The sequence below is a fragment of the Bradyrhizobium sp. 14AA genome, from assembly GCF_054185205.1.
This window is the reverse complement of record NZ_JAVAYM010000023.1, coordinates 40,574-60,608: the sequence shown is the minus strand read 5'-3', so window position 1 is coordinate 60,608 and position 20,035 is coordinate 40,574. Positions and strand designations below refer to the sequence as shown.

Genomic DNA, 20,035 nt, shown 5'->3' with positions numbered 1-20,035 from the left:
GCGGCAGGGCTTCCTTGCGTTCGCGTCAGGTCTGAACTGCGGCCACACCACTCGCCGCCTCCGCCCGCTGCCGCTCATAGTCGGCTCGGGCGATCGGAACGGCCTTGGGATTGCCGAGATCATCGATGCTGATCCGATAGGTCTCCCGGGCCGTGACGGCCGCCAGCGCGGCGATGACCGTGATGCCGAAGGCGATCGCGCCCACCGTCAAGGGAATATTGGCCGAGCCGGGAGGCGCCACGGTCGCAAACAGGGCAGGAAGCAACGCGGTGATGGTCGTGCCGATGTTCTGCGAGATCGCCATCGCCGACACACGTGTGCGGGTCGGAAACAGCTCAGGGTAAAAGCTCGGGAAGATCGCGTTATAGCCCTGATAGACGACGCCCCACATCAGGAGCGACACGAGGATCGCCAGCGGCACGTTCCTGATGCTGATGGCGTAGAGATAGCCGAAGGCCAGCAAGCCGGAGAGAAGCGCGCCCACGATGACCGGAGGCTTGCGGCCAACCTTGTCGGAGAGGTTCCCGACGAGGGGAATGACGATTATGGCCAGCATGTTTCCAAGCACCGGGATCCACAGATAGACGTCCTTGGCAAAGCCGATGCCATAGGCTGGCTGGACCGCGTAGGCCGCGCCGAAGATGGTCGCAACGACCGGGATGACGTTCATCAAAGCCATGCAGATGACCCTGAGCATGTCGCGCCAGCTCAGCTTGATGGCCTGAATGATGGGCGACCGCGGTGTTTCTCCCCGCTCGCCCTCTTGCGCAAAGGCAGGGGTCTCGTCGACTTCGCGGCGAATGATGTAGCCCGCGACGATGACGAAGAAGCTGAGCAGGAACGGAATCCGCCAGCCCCAGCTGTTGAAGGCGTCGGTCGGCATATAGGCCGCCAGCGGCAGGAAGATAGCTGCGGCGAGAATTTGTCCGGCCTGCACGCCCTGAAGCGCGAAGCTTGCATAGAAGCCGCGCCGGCCGAACGGCGCATGCTCCAGGATCATCGAACTCGCGCCCGAGATTTCTCCGGCAACGGCAAATCCCTGCACGAGGCGAAGGATGACGAGCAGGATCGGAGCCAGGATGCCGACCTGCTGATAGGTCGGCAGGATGCCCACCGCCATGGTCGAGATGCCCATCAGGAACATGCAGACGATGAGAACGGTCTTGCGGCCATGGGTGTCGCCCCAATGTCCGAGAACGAAGGCACCGATCGGCCGGGCCACATAGCCGACGCCATAGGTCGCGAGCGATGCGACGATGGCGACGGTGGGATTCTCCGACGGGAAGAAGATCTGCGGAAAGATCAGCGACGCGGCGGTCGCATAGATGAAGAAGTCATAATATTCGAGAGCCGACCCGATCCAGCCGCTCGCAGCAGCCTTCCTGGACTGACTCATGTCGTGGATCGCGCGCGTGGTAGCCATCAGAAAAGTTCCTCCACTGGTTTTGTTGATGTCCCGTTGGCGGGCTTCACTCAATTGGGCAGCACTCCCCAGGCGCCGTGCGGAGCTTCGCGAGCGTGGTCACTGCCGATCGGGGTCTGGTTGGGTTGTGACAGTAGGCTATCACCCTCGTAACACAATTACCCAGTTATCCGATAAACCTAACATGATGTTATTTGCGCCGGGGGCACTGACCGACCGCCGTTGCGATACACCACGCTGTCATTTATCAAATTGAAGAAGCCGGCATGAACAGCGCCACATTCACTCGCGTCGCAACGCTCCAGTCCTCCGCCGACGCTTCGCGGCCGCACACTGTCGCGAGTTGACCAGGGAATTTCAGATGCATCCCACCGATCTGCCTGCCCAACCCGGCGTCGTCCGTCCTGGCGCGATCGGCCACAGCCGCGCAGTCGTCGGCCGCAATTTCGCGTTCATCCCGCCTGAAGGTGTATTGAAGAGCCGGTTGCCGGCGTGGTCGTCAACGACGGTGCGTTTCCTGGCGGCGCCGACGCTCGGAGCCGAGTTCGCCCAGTTCATGTTGGAAATCGAACCCTCGGGTGGCACGGCCCAGGCCATCTGCGTGGATCTTCAGCATTTCTTCTACGTCGTGACGGGAGCCGTCGACATCAGCCTTGGGGCCGACGCCCCGACCTCGCTGACGGAAGGTGGCTTTGCCTATGTTCCGCCGGGAACGTCATTCACGATGCACTGCCATTCCACTGCGCCCGCCCGCGTGATCGTGGTCAAGAAGCGTTATGAAAGGGCCGAGGGCATCGCGGCACCGACGGCCATCATCGGTCAACAGCAATCGATGCCGATGACGAACCATACCGGACTACAGGGGCGCGGCTTCAAGCACCTGCTGCCGATGGGCGATCTGCGATTCGATTTTGAGATGAACCTGATGTTCTTCCAACCCGGCGTCTGTTTTCCAGCCGTCGAGACTCACATCATGGAGCACGGATTGCTCATGCTGGAGGGCCAAGGTTTGTACTATCTTGGCGATAGCTGGCATGAAATCTGGGTTGATGACTTCATCTGGATGGGATCGTTCTGCCCGCAGCAATTCTATCCCACCGGCTCGAGCCAGTCGGTCTATCTCCTGTACAAGAACGTCAACCGGGATGTCGTCCTCTGACAGGTGGCGTGAGGCTGCTAGCTTCCGAGCGCATTCTCACCCGCTACGCGACCGGGCACGCTGACATGGACTTCGTGTCCCTCACGAAGAGCCAGGGATGCTGCGGCGACCGCCGACTCGAAGGCGGCTTCCTTGGTGGCGTATCTGCTCTTGACGTCGCCGTCATGCAGCACGCCCCATTCGTCCTGCACCGGCACGATCGCATATTGAGCAAGGCCCATTGTCGAACTCCTATCGCTGCGTGAGTTGCGGATGCGCCGCGCTCACCCGCCACACCCTGTTGCCGCTGTCATCGGCAACCCGGAACGCGCCGATGGCGCACGCGATCGGAATCGGCACGAGCATCTGATGACCCGCGATCTCTGCGGTGGTACGCACGCGCACGTCTTGCTGCACTGTCGGCCTCGTGTGACTTTCGCCCTGCCCGACGCGCCAACTCGTGCCCGGAGTGATGGTTCCTAGAACATTGGCATGATGCAACCGGCTCGGGCCGAGTGACCGCGCTCACTCCGGTGGATTGAACGTGCGCACGAAATACACGGGATCCCCGCCCGTCTTCAGACGGTAGAGCTGCGCCGGTCGATTGGGGCCGCGCCGCATGCCGGCGGCCGGCTCGATCATGTCGGCCGACAGGATGCGGGTGCGGAACGCACTCTTCTCCAACGGACGGTCGAGCACGATCTCGTAGACGCGTTGCAGGTCGGGCAACGTGAATTCCGGCGGCATCAGAAACGCGGGCAGCGAGGTGTATTCGACCTTGTTGCGCAGGCGCCGGATCGCTGTGCCCAGGATCTCGCCGTGATCGAAAGCAAGCTTCGGTTCGACCGCCTCGCCGGCGACGGGAAACCACTGAACGTCCGAGGCAGGCAGTTTTGCGACCGCTGCTTCCGGCATCAATGCGAAATAGGCGTGGGTCGCCGACCAGCCCCGCGGATCGCGCGAGGCGCTGCCCCAGCTTCCAAGCTGCTCCAGATAAGGGGTCGTGACGCCGGTCTTCTCCTTCAGCTTGCGCGCGGCGCAGGCCTGGAGATTCCGGTCGCGGGCGATGTCCACGAAACCGCCCGGCAACGCCCAGCTCCGCGGAAACGGCTCGCCGTCGACCGCCGGCCGCTGCACCAGCAGGACGTGGAGGCCATCGTCACGGATCGCGAAGATGACCACGTCGACCGTCGTGAGCGGCCGGGAGAAGTCCAATTGTCCTGATCCTTCAACGCCTTTGGTCTCACGTCTGGCCGCCATGACCGCCTCCCCGTTCGGGCCTTGACACTAGCCCTCTTAGTTGTACAGTGCAACTTACTTAGTTGCTCTGACCAACTTACTGGAGACGGCCATGTTCGGGATTAAATTCATCAAGGCCCAGCCCACCACCTATCTGATGAAGTACCGCGCCGGCGCGGTCATCGCGGAGGGCGCGGGCTTGTCCGCGCTCTATTATGCCCCGGTCACCACCCTGGTCGCCGTTCCCATCGGCAGCCGCGACGCCCCCTTCATCTTCGAGCAGATCGCGCGCGACTTTCAGACGCTCACCGTGCAGGGCCACGTCACCTATCGCATCAACGAGCCGAAGAAGGCATCCGCGATGCTCGACTTCACGCTGAAATCCGACGGCAAGAACTACGAAACCGACGATCCGGAGAAGCTGCCGCAGCGCATCCTCGCCGCCGTCGAGGTGCTGACGCAGCAGACCGTGAAGATGCTGACGCTGAAGGAGGCGCTGCAGGCCTCCGACCGCATCGCCGAGGTGATCGCGACCGGCTTGCAGGCGCGCGCCGATGTCGCGGCTCTCGGCCTCGAAATCCTCGGCGTGTCCATCCGCGGCATCAAGCCGACGCCTGATACCGCGAAGGCGCTCGAGGCGGAAGCGCGCGAGGCGATCCTGAAGAATGCCGACGAGGCGATCTTCGCCCGGCGCAATTTCGCGGTCGAGCAGGAGCGTTCCATTCGCGAGAGCGAGCTCGACACCGAGATTGCCGTCGAGCAGAAGAAGCGCTCGATCCGCGAGACGCAGATGGACGCCGAGGCGAGCGTGGCCGCCAAGCGCCACGAGCTGCGGCAGGCCGGCATGGTCGCGGACATCGGACTGGAAGCCAAGCGGAAGGACTTCGTCGGCCTCAACGCCGAGAACACGCGGACGCTGGCGGATGCCGAGGCCTATCGCGTCGGCGCGTTGATGAAGATCTTCGAAGGCGTCGACACCCGCGTGATCCAGGCGCTCGCTTCGGCCGGCATGCAGCCGGGCCAGCTGATCGCGCAGGCCTTCACCGGCATCGCGGAGAAGGCCGAAAAGATCGGCCAGCTCAACGTCTCGCCCGATCTGCTCAGCCAGTTGATGGAGCGCCCCAAGGCGCCGGAGGCCGGCAATGCCCGCCGCCAATGACCGCAAGATCGTGCTGGTGACGCGCAAGACCAGGCTCGAGGACCTGGTCGCGCGCTACCTGACCGCGGCGCAGGCACGGTTCTACGTCGAGCACCTCGGCGCCGACTTCTCCGACTATGAGCGCGAGCACGAGACCTACCACGCGCAGCGGCGCCTGACCTTGCAGGTGCTCGAGCAATGGGGCCGCTATCAGGCGATCGAACGCAGCTTCCTGCCGAATTTCATTTTCGCGCCGTCCGACATCGTGGTCGCGCTCGGCCAGGACGGCGTCGTCGCCAACACCATGAAGTATCTCGACGGCCATCCGCTGATCGGGCTCAACCCGGACCCCGGACGACATGACGGCATCCTCCTCCCCTTCGCGCCGCGCGATCTTGCGAAGCTCCTGCCCGACGTCGCGGCAGAGAAGCGCGCGAGCCAGGCCGTGACAATGGCCCGCGCCCGGCTCGCCGACGGCCAGGTGCTGCATGCCGTCAACGACCTCTTCATCGGCGCGCGCACGCATGTGTCCGCGATGTACGAGATCGCCACCGGCGGCACGACGGAAAGACAGTCATCGAGCGGCCTCATCGTGTCGACGGGGCTGGGCTCGACCGCCTGGTTCAAGAGCATTGTCACCGGCTCGGTCGCGATCGCAGGCGAATTCGGCCATCCGGCCGAGCCCGAGGCCTACAGTGCGCTTGCCTGGGATGCGCGCGAGTTGCGCTACGCGGTGCGCGAACCCTTCCCTAGCCGCCATTCGCAGACCAGCATCGTCTGCGGCCGCCTGGCCTCGTCCGACGCGCTCCGCGTGCGGTCGCTGATGCCGGAGAACGGTGTCATCTTCAGCGACGGCATCGAGGCCGATCGGCTCGATTTCAACGCAGGAACGGAGGCCGAGATCGGCATCGCCGAGCGCCAGGGCCGACTGATCGTGTGAGCTCGACTTGCAGTCTCGCCCGCAGCAGCTCTACTGCGCAGCCTTGGGCAGACCGGCCAGATAAGCGTCGTAAGCGCGCCTCAAGCCATCGTGAAGCGAGGTCGTTGCGCGCCAGCCGAGCCTTGCGAGGCGGCTGCTGTCGAGCAGCTTGCGCGGCGTGCCGTCGGGCCGCGAGGTGTCGAAGCTGATCTCGCCGCTGTAGCCGACGATATCGCCCACGACACGCGCGAACTCGGCAATCGTGATGTCCTCGCCGGCGCCGACATTGATCAGATTCGCATCCGAATAGATTTTCATCAGGTACACGCAGGCATCCGCCATGTCGTCGACATAGAGGAACTCGCGCCGCGGCGTGCCGGTGCCCCAGACCACGACGCTCCCCGCATTGGCGACCTTGGCCTCGTGGAAGCGACGGATCAGGGCAGCGACCACGTGGCTCATTTCGGGGTGATAATTGTCGCCGGGGCCGTAGAGATTGGTCGGCATCACGCTGATGAAGTCGCATCCGTACTGGCTGCGATAGGCTTCCGCCATCTTGATGCCGGCGATCTTGGCGATCGCATAGGGCTCGTTGGTCGGCTCCAGCGGGCCCGTGAGCACGGAGTCCTCGCGCAGCGGCTGTGGCGCCAGTTTCGGGTAGATGCAGGACGAGCCCAGGAACATCAGCTTCTCGACGCCGCTCTGGTGCGCGGCCTGGATCACATTGGCCGCGATCGCGATGTTGTCGTAGATGAACTCGGCACGCAGCGTGTCGTTGGCGACGATGCCGCCGACCTTTGCCGCGGCGAGGAACACGACTTGCGGCCGCGCCGTGGCGAACCAGTCGAACACGGCGGCCTGGTTGCAGAGATCGAGCTCGCGCCGGTCCATGGTGATGAGCTTGACATCTTCCCGTGCCAGCCGGCGCACCAGCGCACTGCCGACCATGCCGCGATGGCCGGCGACGTAGACGGTCTTGCCCTTCAGCTCAAACGGTACGCTTGCCACTGCCCGCATCCCGTTTTGCGTCCGCCAGATCGCTCGCCATCATCTCGGCGACGAGTTCGGCAAAGGTCCGCTTCGGCCTCCAGCCCAGCACCTGGCGCGCCTTGCTGGCGTCGCCGACGAGGAGATCGACCTCGGTCGGGCGGAAATAGGTCGGATCGATCTTCACCACGGTCTTGCCGCTTTTGGCATCGACGCCGGTCTCCTCGACGCCCTTGCCGCGCCATTCGATGCGGCGGCCGACCTGCGCGAACGACAGCTCGACCATCTCGCGCACCGAGCGCGTCTCGCCGGTGGCGAGCACGAAGTCGTCGGGCTTGTCGGCCTGGAGGATCAGGTGCATGCCCTCGACATAGTCGCGCGCATGGCCCCAGTCGCGCTGGGCCGAGAGGTTGCCGAGATAGAGCGTGTCTTCGAGCCCGACCTCGATGCGGGCGACGCCGCGGGTGATCTTGCGGGTGACGAAGGTCTCGCCGCGGATCGGGCTCTCGTGGTTGAACAGGATGCCGTTGCTGGCGAACATGCCGTAGGCTTCGCGGTAGTTCACCGTGATCCAGTAGCCGTAGAGCTTGGCGACGCCGTAAGGCGAGCGCGGATAGAACGGCGTGGTCTCCTTCTGCGGGATCTCCTGCACGAGGCCATAGAGCTCGGAGGTCGAGGCCTGGTAGAACCGCGTCTCCTTCTCCATGCCGAGGATGCGGATCGCCTCCAAGAGGCGCAGCACGCCGATCCCGTCGGCATTGGCGGTGTATTCCGGGCTCTCGAAGCTGACCGCGACGTGGCTCTGGGCGGCGAGATTGTAGATCTCGGTCGGCCGGATCTGCTGCACCAGGCGGATCAGATTGGTCGAATCCGTCATGTCGCCATAGTGCATCAGGAACGGCACGTTGCCGACATGCGGGTCCTGGTAGAGATGATCGACCCGCGCGGTGTTGAACGAGGACGAACGCCGCTTGATGCCGTGCACGACATAGCCGAGCGACAGCAGATGTTCGGCGAGATAGGCGCCGTCCTGCCCGGTCACGCCGGTGATGAGAGCGATCCGCTCAGCCATATGTGCCCTTAGCTCCCGATGATCATACGACGCGGGCGGTCAGCGCGGTCGTGCCGACAGTCGATTTGACGGCCTTCTTTGACAGAACGGCCGCTGCGGTCAACTCGTACAGGGCGCGATGGAGATTTGGAGCGGGTGAAGGGAATCGAACCCTCGTATTCAGCTTGGAAGGCTGCTGCTCTACCATTGAGCTACACCCGCGTTGGGCGATCACCTAACACGGCCGGGCGGCGGTCTCAACTGCCCCAGGCCGGTCTTTCCGGCCTCGCGATCGGGCCTGTTCCCGGCCTCCTGGCCCGCCCCCTTAACGGCCGCGGGGTTTCGCCCTATATTGGAGGTCCCGAAACCAACGAAAGGAGGTGATCCAGTGTCTTATCCCAAGCGCTGTCACCTCGCTGGGATCGCCCGCTAGGCTTTGACGAAAGGCCTGGCATCGGGGCGCTCTCAGCCCTGGACCAGCGAGCAAGAAATCGGGCGCGACGGGGCTTCCCCGCCGCGCCTTTTTCGCAGCCCGGCGCAGCTCAGACGGGCGGCTCGCCCGCAAGCACCTCGCGAAGCTTCTGCGACAGCTCCGACTTCCGGTACGGCTTGCTGAGCAGCGCCACGCCGGGATCGAGATGTCCTTCGTGGACGAGGGTGTTGTCGGTGTAGCCCGACGTGTAGAGCACCCTCACCCCTGGCCGGCGCTGCCGGACGGCCTCGGCCAATTCCCGCCCGTTCATGCCGCCGGGCATGATGATGTCCGTGAACAGCAGATCGAATTTGGCGCCCTGGTCGACCAACGCGAGGGCGGCTGCACCGTCGCCGGCGGCGAGCGTGCGATAGCCGAGGGTGCCGAGTTGCGCAATGACGTAGCCCTGCACCAGCGGATCGTCCTCGACCACGAGTATCGTCTCGTGCCCGCGTGCCGCCGCGAGCGCCTGAACCGGCGCCGTCCTGGCCGGCGCCTCGCCCTTCGATTTCGGCAGGAACAGCCGCATCACCGTGCCGCGGCCCTCCTCGCTCTCGATGGCGACGGTGCCGCCGGTCTGGCGGGCGAAGCCGTAGACCATGCTGAGCCCGAGCCCGGTGCCGCGGCCAACGCCCTTGGTGGTGAAGAACGGCTCGAACACGCGCTCACGGATGTCGGCCGGAATGCCGTGGCCGGTGTCCGCCACCGCAACCATCACGAATGCGCCGCGCATGACATCGCCCTCGCCGGCTCCTTCCGTGCCGTCGAGCTCGCGGTTCGCGGTCTCGAGCGTGAGCCTGCCCCCGCCCGGCATCGCGTCACGGGCGTTGACGGCGAGATTGACGATCGCGGAAGAGAGCTGTGACGGATCCGCCATCGCGGACCAGGCGTCGTCCGCGAGCCGGGTCACGATCTCGATATGCTCGCCGAGGATCGGCTTGAGCAGCTTCGCCGTCTCGACCACGAGCGCGTTGACGTCGATCTCGCGCGGCTCCAGCGGCTGGCGGCGCGCAAAGGTCAGGAGCTGCGAGGTGATCTCCGCGCCGCGCGCCGCCGCATCGTCGATCAGCTGCGCGATCGCGGCGAACTGGGGCTTGTCCGCAAGCCCCTCCTGGACGATCTCGATGGTGCCGGTGATGACGGTCAGCACGTTGTTGAAATCGTGCGCGACGCCGCCGGTGAGCTGGCCGATCGCGTCCATCTTCTGGGATTGACGCAGCCGCTCCTCGGTCTCGTGCTGCTGGGTGAGATCGGTCGCCGATCCGCGATAGCCCATGAAGCGTCCGTCGTCGGCGAAGACCGGCTGGCCGTTGACCCTGAAATGATGCATGCGTCCGGAGGCGTCGCGGCCGCGATATTCGAACTTCCGGAACGGCTCGTGGCGATTCAGCGTCGCCATATGGGCGCGCCATTTTTCCGGCTCGGCGTCGCGGTCAAAGGCGGCATCGGTGCGACGCTTGCCGATCAGCGCCTTGTGGTCCATGCCGAAGGCGCCGGCCCGGTCGGAGATGTAGGTGAACTGGTGATCCGGTCCGGTCTCCCAGAACCAGTCCGACGCGGTCTCGGCATAGTCGCGGAAACGCTGCTCGCTGGCGCGCGCATCCTCTTCGGCGCGCCGGCGGATATTCAGGTCGCGCTCGAGATTCGCATTGGCCTCGCGCAGCTCGCCATAGGCACGCTCGAGGTTCGCGCACATGGTGTTGAAGGCGTCGATCACCTTGTCCAGCTCGTCGGCATCGTAGGGCGGCCGGCGCTCCAGATGCAAAGGCGGCGGCGGCCGCGCCAGGCTGTACTTGCTGACGAACTCGGCGATGGCGACGAGATGCCGCGTCACCAGCAGATGGACCATGTAGATGATGAACAGAGAGACGAGGAACGTCTTCGCCGCCTGGCTCGCCAGAATGATGAGGGCCCGGTTCAGCAATTGCCGATAGACGTCACTCAGCGTCGCCTCGACATGGAGCGCGCCGATCTCGCGGGCGCCCCCCTGCACAGTGTAATTCAAGGGGTAGTCGCGCGTCACGACCGAGCGGGTGCTTCGCTCGCCGAGCGCAACACGGATGGGATTGGAGCGATCGGCGATCTCGCGAACCTCCGCGGCGCGGATGTCGGGCAGGCGCAGGATACCGTCGAGCTGGAGCTTGAGCTGGTTCTGGTCGAGATTCCACAGGCTCTCGCCGAGGCTGCCGGTGGTGCTGCGGCCGATCTCGTCGAGCCGCGTCTCGATGAGTCCGACCTCGCGATTGTAGTCCAGATAGAGCTGGAGCGCGGTCAACATCAGCGTCACGACCGAAGAGAACACCAGCACCGCGGCGAGCAGGCGCGGACCGACCCCGCTGCGGGACCAGTTGAAGATTCGCGCCAGCAGCGCCGCGAACACTGCCGGCGCGAGCACGGTGCCGCTCAAATCCTGGTTCGCAGCCGCCGGCGCAGCGGCGCGGCCGCGATTGGATTCCTCGTCACCTGCCTTGGCCATGCACCACATCCCCGGAATGGCGGCACCTGCTCCGGCCGGCCTGGTCGCAGCCTCGAGCAATTCGACGTTTGAGACTTTCCCTTCACGCGACGTGGCCTGAAAGCGACGTGCGCGGCAATCCTGTCGGCCCATTTCCTGTCAACCACTGGGCGGCTCGAGGCCGGCAGGGTCATATCTTGCGCCCAGCAGCAGGATTCTCGCGCAAGCTATCACCTCACGTGCTAGATTGACATCGGTGAAAGTCCGGAGTCGCCCGCATGGCGGGCGAGCGGTGACCTCCATGGCCCCCGCGCAGGCGCCATCTCCGGTAGACCGCGCGGGCATCCGAATTCCAGCGGTAGCAATGGACAACCAGGGAGACGCGTCATGTGGCGGATCATCGTCGCCTGCCTGTCACTGCTCGCAAGCGGACCCTCGCAGGCGCAGGAACTGATCCGGCTGGCGCGCATCGCCGACATCCCCGATCAATATGTCGGCGGCGAGATGCTGCGCGTCGTCTACGCCAGGCTGAACATCAAGCTGGAATTCGAGGATGTCCCCGGCAAGCGCGCGCTGGCATTGTCGAGCGCCGGCGAGGTCGACGGCGAGATCCAGCGGATCGGTACGCTCTCGCGCGACTACCCGACGCTGGTCCAGGTCACGCCGGCGATCAACTACATCGAGCCGGCGGTGTTCGCGACGAAACTTCGTTTCGACGTCGCCGGCTGGGATTCGATCAGGGACTACAGCATCGGCATCGTCCGCGGCGTCGGCTCATCGGAGGCCGGCACGCGCGGCATGGCCCGCGTCACGGCAACCACGAGTCTCGAGAGCATGGTGAAGATGCTCGACGCCGACCGTTTCGACGTGATGGTGACCGATCTCTTCAGCGGGCTCGTCGCGGTGAGGAAGCTCAATCTCCAGGCCAGGATCTACCCGCTCTCGCCGCCGCTCGAGCGCATCCACATCTACCATTATCTGCACGAACGTCATCGCGATCTGGTGCCCAAGGTCGGCCAGGTGATCGCACAGATGGAGACCAGCGGCGAGTTGGCGACGCTGCGCGAGACCATCGTCAAGCAGGTCCTGAGCGCGCCGTAACAGTGCCGGATCAGCCTGTGCGAAACCGCTCGCGCAAGGCCACGGCGGCGATCAGCACGCCGACGCACCTGGCCATGACCGCGCGGTGAGGCTCCCCGCCGAGCAGCACCGTGAAGATGCTCGTCAGCAGGCACGGTGCGATCGCCTTCCCCGACCGGCTCATCAGTGCGAGCAGGAACGGCATCGCCGCGATCGATATTTGCAGGACATCCATATCGGAGGACAGTTTCGTCGAAGGCTTCAGAAGCCGCAGACGCCGAGGACGCGCGGGCGCTTGCCACGCCGGCTTTCCGCGATCCGCTCGCCGCCATTCTCGGCCGAGCTGCCGTAATAGCGGTGGTGGCTGCTCTGGTCGTGCAGATCGGCAGGCTCCGACTGTCCCGCCCGACGCGCGTCGCAGATGATCTTGATGGTATGACCCGGCATTGCCGCCTCCAGCATCGCAATTTTTCTTTGTGGACATCAGTCGCAGCGGTTCCGGGCCGCGTTCACGCCGCAAGGCGGCAATCGGGTTTCAGGACGGTTTCGTCGTTGCCGGCCGCGCAATAATTTGTGCATCGGGGATTGTCGGCGGCGCGCACGGTGATACGTCCTTCGGGCTTGCGCAGAAAAAACCAACGAGGTGACGATGCTGTACGCCATCCTGGCCTATCACGTGGAAGACGAGCTTTTGTCCTGGACACCGGAGCAGGACGCGGCGGTCGTGGCCAAAGTCATCGAGGTTCAGGCGCCCCTGAGGGCAAGCGGACGGTTCGGGCCGGCCGCCCGTCTGGATGAGACCCGAAAGGCCCGCACCCTGCGTGGCCCCGGCGCGGGCATGGTGCTGGACGGCCCGTTTGCGGAGACCAAGGAACAGCTCCTGGGCTTCCATCTCGTGGAGTACGACACGGATGAAGAGGCGATTGCGGCGGCGCGGAAGTTGCGTGAGGTCAATCCGACCGCGGTCTACGAAATCCGCCCGGTCAAGCTTTACGTGCCGGCCGATGGGTTCGGCGCGACACCCGGATGAGCCGCCGCCTTACGCATCCGGCCCGGTCCGCGCGACATAGAAGCGCTGGATCATGAGGCCGCCGAAGGCGATGAACCACAGGAAGGGCGCGACGTGCGGCGCGAACGCCGCAACGATCGTGCCCGGGATGAACACCAGAAGCGGAAACAGCGAGGCCATGATCTCCTGGCGCCAGCCGCCCAGGATCGTCCACCACAGCCAGGCATTGAGGCCGGCGATCGCGGTGAGATGCAGGCCGTAGAGCACAGCGACTGCGCTGCTCATGCCGTAATTGGTATAGAGGCCGTTGGTCACCGGCAGCAGCACGATCGAGAGCAGGAAGAACAGGTTGAGGATCACCACGCCGCGGCTGCCGACGGGCTGGCGCGCCAGCCGCCGGTGATGGCTGATCCAGAACACGCCGGCGATGATGAAGCTGAGCGCAAGGCCGGCGAGCTTGCCGGAATAGACCTGGGCAAGGTCGCTCCAGCCGGGGGCGCTGGTGAACACCGCGGCCTTGGGCAGGTCGTAGGCCAGAAGTGTCATGGCGACACCGAAAATGGTGTTGCTGAGCGATTCCAGCCGCCGCATCTCGAACTGGTCGGGCTTGAGCTCGGTCATGTCGGGCATGCGCTGCTGGAACTTCGGGCCATATTCCCCCTAAATCCTAATCTCGGTTCCGTCCAGCCGCATTGCGATTCGCAGCGGGATCGCCGACGCTCGCCCTTTCACCGGGGCGATTCGTGGCGACATATCTGGACACGCTCAATGCGGAGCAGCGCCGCGCCGTCGAGCATGGCGTGGCTGATGGCGCGACCGTGGGCGCCCCCCTGCTCGTCATCGCCGGCGCCGGCTCCGGCAAGACCAACACGCTCGCCCACCGCGTCGCGCATCTGATCGTCGCGGGCGCCGATCCGCGCCGCATCCTGTTGATGACGTTCTCCCGCCGTGCCGCAGCCGAAATGGCCGGCCGCGTCGAGCGCATCGCCCGCAAGGTGCTGGGCGAGAACAACGCCGCGATCATGCGCGATGCGCTCACCTGGGCCGGCACCTTCCACGGCATCGGCGCGCGGCTCCTGCGCGAATATGCCGAGCGGATCGGCGTCGATCCCGCCTTCACCATCCACGATCGCGAAGACTCAGCCGACCTGATGAATCTGGTCCGGCACGAGCGCGGCCTGTCGAAGACCGAGAGCCGCTTTCCTGCCAAGGGCACCTGCCTGTCGATCTACTCGCGCTGCGTCAACGCGGAGACGGAGATCGAGAAGGTGCTGGGGGTGCATTATCCCTGGTGCGCAGGTTGGGCAGCCGAGCTGAAGAGCCTGTTCGCCGCCTATGTCGAGGCCAAGCAGACCCAGCACGTGCTCGATTATGACGACCTCCTACTCTACTGGTCGCAGATGATGAGCGATGCGCTGATCGCCGAAGAGATCGGCGGCCGCTTCGATCACGTTCTGGTCGACGAATATCAGGACACCAACCGCCTGCAATCCTCGATCCTGCTGGCGCTCAAGCCCGATGGCCGCGGCCTCACCGTCGTCGGCGACGACGCGCAGTCGATCTACTCGTTCCGCGCCGCCACCGTGCGCAACATCCTGGACTTCCCGCAGAGCTTCTCGCCTCGCGCCGAGATGATCACGCTCGACCGCAACTACCGCTCGACGCAGTCCGTGCTGGCGGCGGCCAACGGCGTCATCGGGCTTGCGCGCGAACGCTTCACAAAAAACCTCTGGACCGACCGGACCTCGTCGCAAAAGCCGCAGCTCGTCACCGTGCACGACGAGGCCGACCAGGCCCGCTATATCGTCGAGGAGGTGCTGGCCAACCGCGAGCAAGGCGCGCTGCTCAAGCACCAGGCGGTGCTGTTCCGGACGTCCTCGCATTCGGGCCCGCTGGAGATCGAGCTCACCCGCCGCAACGTTCCTTTCGTCAAGTTCGGCGGGCTGAAATTCCTCGATGCCGCGCATGTCAAGGACGTGCTGGCGCTGCTGCGCTTCGCCGAAAATCCGCGCGATCGCGTCGCCGGTTTCCGCATCCTGCATCTGTTGCCCGGCATCGGCCCCGCGACCGCGCAGCGCGTGCTCGACCAGATGGCCGAGAGCACCGACCCGCTGCATGCGCTTGGCCAGCTGCCGGTACCCGCGCGCACCGGCGCGGACTGGACCGGCTTCGTCCGCACCGTTGAAAATCTGCGCTACTCGGAATGGCCGGCCGATCTCGAACGCGTGCGGCTCTGGTACGAGCCGCATCTCGATCGCATCCACGAGGATTCCGAGACGCGCCGCGCCGACCTGATGCAGCTCGAGCAGATCGCCAGCGGCTATGCCTCGCGCGAAAAATTTTTGACCGAGCTCACGCTCGATCCGCCGGATGCGACCAGCGACAAATCCGGGCCGCCGCTCCGCGACGAGGACTATCTGATCCTCTCCACCATCCATTCCGCCAAGGGCCAGGAGTGGAAGTCGGTGTTCGTGCTCAACGTCGTCGACGGCTGCATGCCCTCCGACCTCGGCGCCGGCACCAGCGCCGAGCTCGAAGAGGAGCGCCGCCTGCTCTATGTCGCGATGACGCGCGCCAAGGACGATCTGCACCTCGTCGTTCCCCAGCGCTTCTTCGTCCACGGCCAGGCTGCCAAGGGCGACCGCCACGTCTACGCCTCGCGCACCCGCTTCATCCCGGAATCCCTCGTCTATCTGTTCGAGCGCACCGCCTGGCCGAAGGCCGCCGCGGGCGCGGCGCGTACCGCAGCGCAAGGCCCGAAGATCGACATCGGGGCAAAGATGCGGGGGATGTGGCGGTAGACGCAAGAGGCCGGTGTCGAGACCTGTCAGGATAACTGGAACCACAGAGGTCCGACATGAAAGCCGTCGTCGTCGAGCAATACGCGCCCATCGATCAGATCGAACTGAAGGACGTTCCGTCTCCGCGCATGGAGCCCGGACAGCTGCGCATCCGGGTTGAGGCTGCCGGGATAGGCTTTGTCGACGGCTTGAAGATTCAAGGCCTGTATCAAACCAAGGATCCCCTACCCTTCGTTCCCGGAACGGAGTTCGCGGGAGTTGTGGCCGAAGCTCCGGGCGAGCCGGGAGGCTATCGGCCCGGCATGCGCGTGATGGGCATGACGCGGTCGGGCGCGCTGGCCGAAGAGATCGTCGTCACGCCCGCAGCGCTCCATCCCCTGCCGGACGGCGTCGCTGCCGAGGTCGCGGCCTCGTTTCGTGCCAACTATCTGACCGCGCTCTATGCGCTCAGTGCGCGCGCCTCGCTCTGCGCAGGCGAACAACTTTTGGTGCTGGGCGCAGCTGGCGGCACTGGAATCGCGGCTGTCCAGATCGGCAAGCTGCTCGGCGCCCGCGTGATCGCAGCGGCATCAACGCCAGACAAGCGCGAGTTCGCGCAACAACATGGCGCCGACGCGGTGATCGACTACACACAGGCCGACTGGCGCGACACGCTGAAGGAATTGACCGGAGGACACGGCGCCGACGTGATCTTCAACCCCGTCGGCGGCGAAATCTCAGTGCAGGCCTTTCGCTCCATCGCCTGGCGCGGCCGTCATCTCGTGGTCGGGTTTGCCGCCGGCGCGATCCCGGCATTGCCATTCAACCTGCCACTGCTGAAGGGTGGCGCTCTGCTGGGCGTCGACCTCGCGCAGCTTCCAACGCGCGAGCCCGAGGTGCAGAAGCGCCTGATGTCGGAGCTGACAAGTTGGCTGGCCGCGGGCAAGCTAAAGCCTGTGGTCGGTCGCGTCTTCGCGCTGGGCGATTTCCGGGAAGCGTTCAGGACCATGCAGACGCGCGGGGCGCTCGGCAAGATGGTCGTGCGCATCTCGAAATAGGACGCACAAACGGCAACCGCAGCCTTGTGAGCCGACGATCGTCCATTCATTCCGCGCAGGGGATGTGATGGTAACTACGCATTCAACCTATCGAACTGGACCTTGCCGGCCTTCAACACCAGCGGAATGCACTCGCCCTGACCGAGCAGGCAGGCGACATCGCGCAGCGGATTGCCGTCGACGACCAGCAGGTCCGCGAGTGCCTCGGGCGCGATGCGGCCGAGTTTGCCCTCCATGCCGAGCACTTCGGCGCCGATCAACGTCGCGCTGGCGATGACGGCTTGCGGGCCGAGGATTTCGGCACGAATGCGGAATTCGTCGCTCTGCAGGCGTTGCGACGGTCCGAGCAGGTCGCTGCCGAACCCCATCTTGACGCCGGCGTCGCGATAGATCGCGAGCGAGCGCAGGCCTGCGTCGCGGACATCGGCGATCTTGGCCACGCTCTCCGGCGGCAGGCCATATTGGGCGCCCTCATTGGCCAGCGCCTCATAGGTGACGAGCGTCGGCACCACATAGGCGCCCTTCTCGGCCATCAGGCGCGCGGTCGGCGCATCGACCAGATTGCCGTGCTCGATGGTGCGTACGCCGCAGCGGACCGCGCGCTCGATGGCGGCAGCGGTGTAGGCGTGCGCAAGCACATAGGTCTGGCGCCCACGCGCCTCCTCGACGATGGCCCGGATCTCGTCCTCGGAGTAGCCGAACGCGCCGACCGGGTCGGTCGGCGACGCAACGCCGCCGGACGCCATGATCTTGATCTGATCGGCGCCCATCTGGAGTTCCTCGCGCGCCGCCCTGCGCACGCCATCGACACCGTCGGCAACGCGCGCCAGCGCGCCGACGCGCACGCAGCAGGGGCACGGCGCGTCGCTCGCCAGATAGTCTGAGCGCGCCCGCATGTCGCCATGCCCGCCGGTCTGGCTGAGCGCGCGACCGGAGACGAACAGCCGCGGACCGTCGGTGAGGCCGGTATCGATCGCCTGCTTCAGTGCATGGCCGGCGCCGCCGGCGTCGCGGACGGTCGTGAAGCCACGCCGCAGCATGCCGCGCAACAGCAGCGTCGAGCGCAGCGTCACCAGCACATTCGGCATGTGCACCTGCTGCGCCAGGTTGAGCTCGACGGCGACCGCATGCACATGCAGGTCGATCAGGCCGGGCATCAGCGTCTTGCCGTTCAGATCGATGGTGCGGTCGGCTGAGATCTGGAGCGGCCGATCCGAGACCTCCTTGATCACATTGTCTTCGACCAGCACGTGATGGCCCTCCAGCAAGTCCGGCTGGAGCGGATCGAGCAGAGCGGCGTTCTTGAAGAGGAGGCTGGGCATCGCGGCGTCCTGTCAGAGATGGGCCGGCGCAAGCAGTGCCGGCAAAGTGAGCTGGGCGAAGGGAAGACACGCGGCGATATCGTCCTCGCCGTACCAGCCCGCCTCGTGAAGCAGGTTGAGCGAGCCCAGCGTACGGCCGCGCCAGCGCACGGGCATGTTGAGTACGCTCTCGCAGCCGAGCGAAGCGATCAGCTCGTGATCGGAGAAGACGGTGCGCAAATCATCCTGGGTGCGGCCGATATAGGCCTCGCCGCGGTCGAGAACGGCCTCGGTCCATGGTCCCGGCGCGAGCCGCTTACGCCCGCCGGTCGGGTACGGGCCGGGGAGATTGGAATAGACCCGCGCCGCTTCGCCGCTGCCGCCGTCATAGGTCAGGATCGTGAACAGCTTGTGTCCGATTGCCGACTTCACGGCTTCGTCCAGCGCCGCGAACAGCGCATCCGGCTGATCCGCCCTGTCCTGCGCGGCCGCGACCGCGCAGAGCCAGGGATCAGCCTTGAGTTTCGTCCGCGTCATGCCACCTCACCCGCCGCAATCTCCTCCAGCGAACGGCCGCGGGTCGGCACGCCCATCAGCACGACGGTGACGGCCCCGAGCACGAGCACGGTGGTGGTGATGCCGAACACGCCGGCGAAGCCGAAGTTCGGATAGAGATAGCCGACCAGGATCGGCGAGACGATCGCACCGATACGGCCGATCGCGGAGGCGAGCCCCGCACCCGTGGTTCTCACCGGCGTCGGGAACACCTCGGCGGTGTAGGCATAAACACCTGCATAGGTGCCGTTCATGAACAGGGACAGGAAGATTCCCGCCGCCATGATCTGCTGGTCGCTGTGCGCAAAGGCGAGCCCGAGCGCGCTGGCGCCGCCGAGCACCATGTAGGTCGCGATCGTCGCCTGCCGGCCGATGCGCTCGTTGAAATACGCGGCGCTGAAATAGCCGGGAATCTGCGCGCAATAGATCGCGATCGAATAGGCGAAGCTCTTGGTGATGCTCATGCCGTTCTGGACCAGCAGGCCGGGGATCCAGACGAAGAACGAATAATAGCTGAAGGTGATCGCCAGCCACATGATCCAGGTCATGATGGTGATGCGTGCCTGCCGGCCTGCCAGAAGCGCCGCGAAATTGGCGAGCAGCGTTCCGCCTGCCCCCGCGGGCACTGTTGCTTCGACAACCGGCTGCGGCAGGACATGGCCCTCGCGCGCAAAGCCCGCCTCGATCCGGTCCAGCAAGGCTTCGGCTTCCTTGCCCCTACCCCGGCTTTCGAGCCAGCGCGGCGATTCCGGCAACGCCCGGCGCCACCACAACAGCATGACGACCGGCACCGCCGTGATGACCAGCACGATCCGCCAGCCATTCTCATACGAAGGCACGATGAAGTAGCCGAGCAAGGCCGCCGCAACGAAACCGAAGGAGAAGAAGCCGGCCAGCGCGCCGGTGAAGCTGCCGCGGTAACGCCGCGCGACGAACTCGGCGAGATAAGGCGCGATGATCGCGCTCTCCGCGCCGGTACCCATGCCGGCGACGACGCGCGCGGTGAAGAAGGCCGGCCATGTGTCCACCACGGCGCTCACGATGGATGCTGCGCAATAGAGCGCCAGCGCTGACATCATCACGGCACGGCGGCCGATCAGGTCGCCCAGCGTGCCGGCGAACAAGGCGCCGAACAGGAAGCCGATATAGGTGCTGCTGCCGAGCACGCCGATCTCGACGCTCGACAGATTCCAGGCTGTGCGCAGCACCGGCAGGATGAAGGCCAGCACCGCCGCGTCCATCGCGTCGAACGTGTAGCCGAGCCCGCCCATCAGCAGCAGATGCTTGTGGAAGCGTGCGAACGGAAGGCGCTCGATGCGCGCCGATATCATCGACATGAAAGTCCCCCTCGATTGTCACGGGCCCGGCGCGCCGCTCGGGAGGGAACCATAGACAAAGTGACATTATCGTCATAATTTATAATCATGATC

General features: G+C 65.3%; 20 protein-coding genes and 1 tRNA gene. 7 read left to right on the top strand and 14 right to left on the bottom strand.

Features of this window, described 5'->3' with window-relative positions:
- Positions 1 to 25: 25 nt before the first annotated feature.
- Entirely contained in the window at positions 26 to 1,423 is a 1,398-nt protein-coding gene (locus tag RAD15_RS32740; RefSeq protein ID WP_458182605.1) for an MFS transporter, read from the bottom strand.
- A gap of 361 nt (positions 1,424 to 1,784) precedes the next feature.
- Here RAD15_RS32740 and allE point away from each other — a divergent pair, with 361 nt between their 5' ends.
- On the top strand, positions 1,785 to 2,582 hold the full coding sequence (gene allE, locus RAD15_RS32735; protein ID WP_458182604.1) for a (S)-ureidoglycine aminohydrolase: 798 nt from the start codon (positions 1,785 to 1,787) through the stop codon (positions 2,580 to 2,582).
- 17 nt (positions 2,583 to 2,599) lie between these two features.
- On the opposite strand, the gene RAD15_RS32730 is transcribed toward allE, so the two are convergent.
- From RAD15_RS32730 to RAD15_RS32720, 3 genes are all read right to left on the bottom strand, one after another.
- Complete coding sequence (locus tag RAD15_RS32730) at positions 2,600 to 2,803, bottom strand: hypothetical protein (protein WP_458182603.1); 204 nt, start codon at positions 2,801 to 2,803, stop codon at positions 2,600 to 2,602.
- 10 nt (positions 2,804 to 2,813) lie between these two features.
- On the bottom strand, positions 2,814 to 2,978 hold the full coding sequence (locus tag RAD15_RS32725) for a hypothetical protein (protein WP_458182602.1): 165 nt from the start codon (positions 2,976 to 2,978) through the stop codon (positions 2,814 to 2,816).
- 108 nt (positions 2,979 to 3,086) lie between these two features.
- On the bottom strand, positions 3,087 to 3,821 hold the full coding sequence (locus tag RAD15_RS32720; protein ID WP_458182601.1) for an NUDIX hydrolase: 735 nt from the start codon (positions 3,819 to 3,821) through the stop codon (positions 3,087 to 3,089).
- Between the two features lie 91 nt (positions 3,822 to 3,912).
- On the opposite strand from RAD15_RS32720, the gene RAD15_RS32715 reads away from it, so the two are divergent.
- Positions 3,913 to 4,959: an SPFH domain-containing protein gene (locus RAD15_RS32715; RefSeq protein WP_458182599.1), complete on the top strand. Its 1,047-nt coding sequence runs from the start codon at positions 3,913 to 3,915 to the stop codon at positions 4,957 to 4,959.
- Positions 4,943 to 5,878: a sugar kinase gene (locus tag RAD15_RS32710; RefSeq protein WP_458182597.1), complete on the top strand. Its 936-nt coding sequence runs from the start codon at positions 4,943 to 4,945 to the stop codon at positions 5,876 to 5,878. Before RAD15_RS32715 ends, RAD15_RS32710 begins: the two co-directional genes overlap by 17 nt.
- Positions 5,879 to 5,908: 30 nt before the next feature.
- Here the strand turns inward: RAD15_RS32710 and fcl are convergent, their stop codons facing one another.
- The 4 genes from fcl to RAD15_RS32690 all read right to left on the bottom strand — a co-directional run bounded on the left by fcl (position 5,909) and on the right by RAD15_RS32690 (position 10,843).
- Positions 5,909 to 6,874 (bottom strand): GDP-L-fucose synthase, encoded by a 966-nt coding sequence (gene fcl / locus RAD15_RS32705; RefSeq protein ID WP_458182595.1) that lies wholly within the window; start codon positions 6,872 to 6,874, stop codon positions 5,909 to 5,911.
- The gene (gmd, locus tag RAD15_RS32700) at positions 6,846 to 7,916 is read right to left on the bottom strand and encodes a GDP-mannose 4,6-dehydratase (protein ID WP_458182594.1); all 1,071 of its coding nucleotides are present in this window, start codon (positions 7,914 to 7,916) and stop codon (positions 6,846 to 6,848) included. Before gmd ends, fcl begins: the two co-directional genes overlap by 29 nt.
- A gap of 127 nt (positions 7,917 to 8,043) precedes the next feature.
- Positions 8,044 to 8,117 (bottom strand) — tRNA-Gly (locus RAD15_RS32695).
- Positions 8,118 to 8,437: 320 nt separating this feature from the next.
- Entirely contained in the window at positions 8,438 to 10,843 is a 2,406-nt protein-coding gene (locus RAD15_RS32690) for an ATP-binding protein (RefSeq protein ID WP_458182592.1), read from the bottom strand.
- A gap of 366 nt (positions 10,844 to 11,209) precedes the next feature.
- Here RAD15_RS32690 and RAD15_RS32685 point away from each other — a divergent pair, with 366 nt between their 5' ends.
- Positions 11,210 to 11,923, top strand: a complete 714-nt coding sequence (locus RAD15_RS32685; protein ID WP_458182591.1) for a substrate-binding periplasmic protein — start codon at positions 11,210 to 11,212, stop codon at positions 11,921 to 11,923.
- A 10-nt stretch (positions 11,924 to 11,933) separates the two neighbouring features.
- On the opposite strand, the gene RAD15_RS32680 is transcribed toward RAD15_RS32685, so the two are convergent.
- Together RAD15_RS32680 and RAD15_RS32675 are read right to left on the bottom strand one after the other, a co-directional pair.
- Entirely contained in the window at positions 11,934 to 12,137 is a 204-nt protein-coding gene (locus RAD15_RS32680; protein WP_458182590.1) for a hypothetical protein, read from the bottom strand.
- A 26-nt stretch (positions 12,138 to 12,163) separates the two neighbouring features.
- On the bottom strand, positions 12,164 to 12,349 hold the full coding sequence (locus RAD15_RS32675) for a hypothetical protein (RefSeq protein ID WP_458182588.1): 186 nt from the start codon (positions 12,347 to 12,349) through the stop codon (positions 12,164 to 12,166).
- A 202-nt stretch (positions 12,350 to 12,551) separates the two neighbouring features.
- On the opposite strand from RAD15_RS32675, the gene RAD15_RS32670 reads away from it, so the two are divergent.
- Positions 12,552 to 12,932, top strand: coding sequence for a YciI family protein (locus RAD15_RS32670; RefSeq protein WP_458182586.1), 381 nt, complete (start codon positions 12,552 to 12,554; stop codon positions 12,930 to 12,932).
- A gap of 9 nt (positions 12,933 to 12,941) precedes the next feature.
- On the opposite strand, the gene RAD15_RS32665 is transcribed toward RAD15_RS32670, so the two are convergent.
- Entirely contained in the window at positions 12,942 to 13,532 is a 591-nt protein-coding gene (locus tag RAD15_RS32665; RefSeq protein WP_458182752.1) for a TMEM175 family protein, read from the bottom strand.
- Positions 13,533 to 13,654: 122 nt separating this feature from the next.
- On the opposite strand from RAD15_RS32665, the gene RAD15_RS32660 reads away from it, so the two are divergent.
- Together RAD15_RS32660 and RAD15_RS32655 are read left to right on the top strand one after the other, a co-directional pair.
- A complete protein-coding gene (locus RAD15_RS32660; RefSeq protein WP_458182584.1) occupies positions 13,655 to 15,712 on the top strand; it encodes an ATP-dependent helicase in 2,058 nt (685 codons plus the stop codon).
- A gap of 56 nt (positions 15,713 to 15,768) precedes the next feature.
- Positions 15,769 to 16,749: an NADPH:quinone oxidoreductase family protein gene (locus tag RAD15_RS32655; protein ID WP_458182582.1), complete on the top strand. Its 981-nt coding sequence runs from the start codon at positions 15,769 to 15,771 to the stop codon at positions 16,747 to 16,749.
- 74 nt (positions 16,750 to 16,823) lie between these two features.
- On the opposite strand, the gene RAD15_RS32650 is transcribed toward RAD15_RS32655, so the two are convergent.
- From RAD15_RS32650 to RAD15_RS32640, 3 genes are read right to left on the bottom strand one after another with little or no spacing between them, the layout of a single operon-like run.
- Positions 16,824 to 18,071, bottom strand: a complete 1,248-nt coding sequence (locus RAD15_RS32650; RefSeq protein WP_458182580.1) for an amidohydrolase family protein — start codon at positions 18,069 to 18,071, stop codon at positions 16,824 to 16,826.
- A gap of 12 nt (positions 18,072 to 18,083) precedes the next feature.
- Complete coding sequence (locus RAD15_RS32645; protein ID WP_458182579.1) at positions 18,084 to 18,587, bottom strand: GAF domain-containing protein; 504 nt, start codon at positions 18,585 to 18,587, stop codon at positions 18,084 to 18,086.
- Complete coding sequence (locus RAD15_RS32640; protein WP_458182577.1) at positions 18,584 to 19,942, bottom strand: MFS transporter; 1,359 nt, start codon at positions 19,940 to 19,942, stop codon at positions 18,584 to 18,586. Before RAD15_RS32640 ends, RAD15_RS32645 begins: the two co-directional genes overlap by 4 nt.
- Between the last annotated feature and the right edge of the window lie 93 nt (positions 19,943 to 20,035).